This window comes from Actinacidiphila polyblastidii (assembly GCF_036353415.1).
Taxonomy (GTDB): Bacteria; Actinomycetota; Actinomycetes; order Streptomycetales; family Streptomycetaceae; genus Actinacidiphila; species Actinacidiphila polyblastidii.
The window spans coordinates 1-3,629 of the sequence record NZ_JAZEWV010000069.1 but is presented as its reverse complement, the minus strand read 5'-3'; the positions used below and the strand labels follow the sequence as shown (position 1 = coordinate 3,629).

Genomic DNA, 3,629 nt, shown 5'->3' with positions numbered 1-3,629 from the left:
AAGCAGCGGGAGTCGACGGCACGGTCGTCGGCACCCTGCGCAGGGACGACGGCGGAGCCGGCCGATTCCTCGCCTCCGCCGCCGAGTTGTGGACCCACGGTGCCCCCTTCGACTGGTCACCGGCGTACGCGCAACCGGCGCGCCCCTTCGACCTGCCGACCTACGCCTTCCAGCGCCGCAGCTACTGGATGGCGCCGACCCCCGCCGCCGAGGCGGCGCCGGGCGGCGGACTCGGCGCCACGGGGCACCCGCTGCTCAGCGCGGTGGTGACGCCCGCCGACAGCGACGAGACGCTGTTCACCGGGCGGGTGTCGCTGACCGGACAGCCCTGGCTGGCGGACCACGCCGTGGACGGCACCGCGATCCTGCCCGGCGCGGCCTTCGCCGAACTGGCGATACGGGCCGGCGACGAGGTCGGCTGCCCGGTGCTCGACGAACTCGTCATCGAGCACTCGCTCGTCCTCGGCGGCGGGGACGACGCGAGCGAGGTGCAGGTGCGTGTCGCCGCGGCCGACGCCGCGGGACGGCGCGGTGTCGTCGTGCACGCCCGCCCGCACGGGGACCCGGACGGCCCGTGGACCCGCCACGCCAGCGGCTCGCTCGCCCCGGACGCCGAAGGGGCACCGGCGGACGACGCCGGCGCGTGGCCGCCGCCCGGCGCGGTGCCGGTCGACGTCTCCGGCTTCTACGAGCGGCTGGAGGCCGCCGGCTACTCCTACGGGCCGGCCTTCCAGGGGCTGCGGGCCGCGTGGCTCGACGGCACGAGCCTGTGCGCGGAGGTGCTCCTCCCGGAGGAACTGCACGGCGACGCGGAGCGGTTCGCGGTCCACCCGGCCCTGCTCGACGCGGCGCTGCAGACCTTCCTGCTGGCGCCGCGGGGGACGGGGAGCGGTACGGCCGGCAGCGCGGACGCCGACGACGGCACGGGCACCGGCAGCCACGGCGAGGGCGGCGGCGAGGGAACGCCGCCACGCCCGCGGCTGCCCTTCGCCTGGAACGGCGTCCGGTTCGACGCGACGGGCGCCACCGCCCTGCGCGTACGGGTGGCGCCCGACGGCCCGGACGGCATGAAGGTCGCGGTCACCGACACCTCGGGGCGCGCGGTCGCCACCGTGCGTTCCCTGACCCTGCGGGAGTTGCCCGCCGGCCGTCCGCTCAGCGCCGCAGGAACCGGCGGTGGCGCCCTCTACCGCCTGGACTGGGCGCCCGCGCCGGACGGCGAGGCTGGGACGGCCATGGCCGAGACGGTGTTCATCGCTGCCGGCGCCGGTGCGGGAACCGGCGCCGGCACGCCCGCAGCGGTACGGGCCGCGGCCGGTGCGGCCCTGGCAGAAGTACAGCGCTGGCTCTCCCAGGACCACCCGGAGGGCGGCGTCCTCGCCGTGGTGACGGCGGGCGCGGTGGCCGCCCGGAGCGGGGAGCGGCCCGATCCGGCGGCGGCAGCCGTGTGGGGCCTGGTCAGGTCCGCGCAGACGGAGAACCCGGGACGGTTCGTACTCGTCGATCTGGACGCCGCCGCGGGCAAGGACGGCGGCGCGCCGGGCGTCGCCGCGGTGCCACGCGAACTGCCCGTGGGCGAGAACCAGTTCGCGGTCCGCGACGGGGTGCTGCTGGTACCCGGACTGGCCGTCGAGCGGCAGCCCGCGCGGGGCGGCGGGACCGGCCCGTTCGACCCGGAGGGCACGGTCCTGGTCACCGGCGGCGGAACCGGGATCGGCGCCGCCGTGGCCCGCCACCTGGTGGCGCGGCACGGGGTCCGCCACCTGGTGCTGGTCAGCAGGAGCGGCGAACACGCCCCGGGCGCCGAGGCGTTGACGCGGTGGCTGACGGACCGGGGCGCGCAGGTGGCGTGGGCCGCGTGCGACGTCGCGGACCGGGACGCGCTGGCCGCCGTGCTCGGCCGGCTGGACCGTCCGCTGACCGGCGTCGTGCACTCGGCGGGCGTGCTGGACGACGGACTCGTCACCGCGCTCACCCCCGAGCGCCTCGACACGGTGCTGCGGCCGAAGATCGACGCGGCCGTCCACCTGCACGAGCTGACCCTCGGCTCCCGGCTGGGGGCGTTCGTGCTGTTCTCGTCCGCCGCAGGGGTCCTCGGCAGCGCGGGCCAGGCCAACTACGCCGCCGCCAACGCCGCGCTGGACGCGCTCGCCGCCCAGCGCGCGGCCGCCGGCCTGCCGGCCGTGTCGCTCGCGTGGGGCCTGTGGGCCGACGCCACCGGCCTGACCGGCACGCTCAGCGAGACCGACCACCGGCGCATCGCCCGCGGCGGTATGCGCCCGCTGACCGCGGAGCGCGGCCTGGCGCTCTTCGACGCGGCGCTCACCGCGGGACGTCCCGCGCTGGTCGCGGCGTCCCTGCGGGCGCCCGCGGCGGGCGGCGGCGACGGCACGCCTCCGCTGCTGCGCGCTCTGGCGCGCCCGGCGCGGCGCGTGGTGCGCCCCGCGGAGCCGGTGGCCGCCGGGGACGCGCTGACCGCGCGGCTGGCCCCGCTCACGGAGGCCGAGCGCGAGCGCGTGGTCGTCGACCTCGTCAGGTCCGTGACCGCGACCGTGCTGGGCCACGCCGACGCCCGGGACGTGCCACCGCAGCGGGCCTTCCGCGAGTTGGGCGCGGACTCGCTGACCGCGGTGGAGGTCCGCAACCGGCTGGGCGCGGCCACCGGGCTGACGCTGCCGGCGACGCTGGTCTTCAACCATCCGACGCCGCTGGAACTGGCCCGCGAGCTGATCCGCTCGCTCGGTGTGGACGCCGCCGCCGCTGCCGGCGGCCCGCCGGCCGGGAGGGCGGCGCCCGATCCGCGGCCCGCGGCGGACGCGGGCCCCGCGGCGGACGCGCCGGCTGCCACCGCGCACGAGCCGGCCGACCCGCACGAGCCGGCCCTCCCGCCGGTCACCGCCATCGCCTCGGCCGACGTCCCTCCGGCGGTCGTCCCCGCCGCCGCGGACGACGAGCCGATCGCCGTCATCGGCATGGCCTGCCGTTTCCCCGGCGGTGTGGAGAACCCCGAGGACCTGTGGCGGCTCGTCATCGAAGGGCGCGACGTGATCGCGCCCTTCCCCGAGGATCGCGGCTGGGACCTCGACGCCCTGTTCGCCGACGGAACCGGATCGGGCGACGGAGCGGGCGACGGTTCCGGCGACGGCGCGGGCGCCGGCCGGACCGGCACGAGTTCGGCGCGGGCCGGCGGATTCCTCGACGGGGTCGGCGAGTTCGACGCGGAGTTCTTCGGCATCAGCCCGCGTGAGGCGCTGGCGATGGACCCGGCGCAGCGGCTGCTGCTGGAGACCGCCTGGGAGGCCTTCGAGTCCGCGGGGCTCGACGTGCGGACGCTGCGCGGCAGCGCCACCGGCGTGTTCGCCGGGATGCTGCGCAACGAGTACCTCAGGCTCACCGAACAGGACGAGCGCGCACCGGAGTTGGAGGGCCTCAAGGGCCTGGGCAACGCGGGCAGCGTGGCCTCGGGACGGATCTCGTACGTGCTGGGGCTGCACGGTCCCGCGCTGACCGTGGACACCGCTTGCTCCTCCTCACTCGTCGCCGTTCACCTGGCGGCCGGTGCGCTGCGCAGCGGCGAGTGCTCGCTGGCACTGGCCGGCGGCGTCACGACCCTCACCACGCCCAGCATC

General features: G+C 77.7%; 1 protein-coding gene. It reads left to right on the top strand.

Translation table 11 applies throughout. From position 1 onward, the window contains the following. A partial coding sequence (locus tag V2S66_RS34215; protein WP_330800992.1) for a type I polyketide synthase occupies positions 1–3,629 on the top strand: 3,629 nt, incomplete at both ends.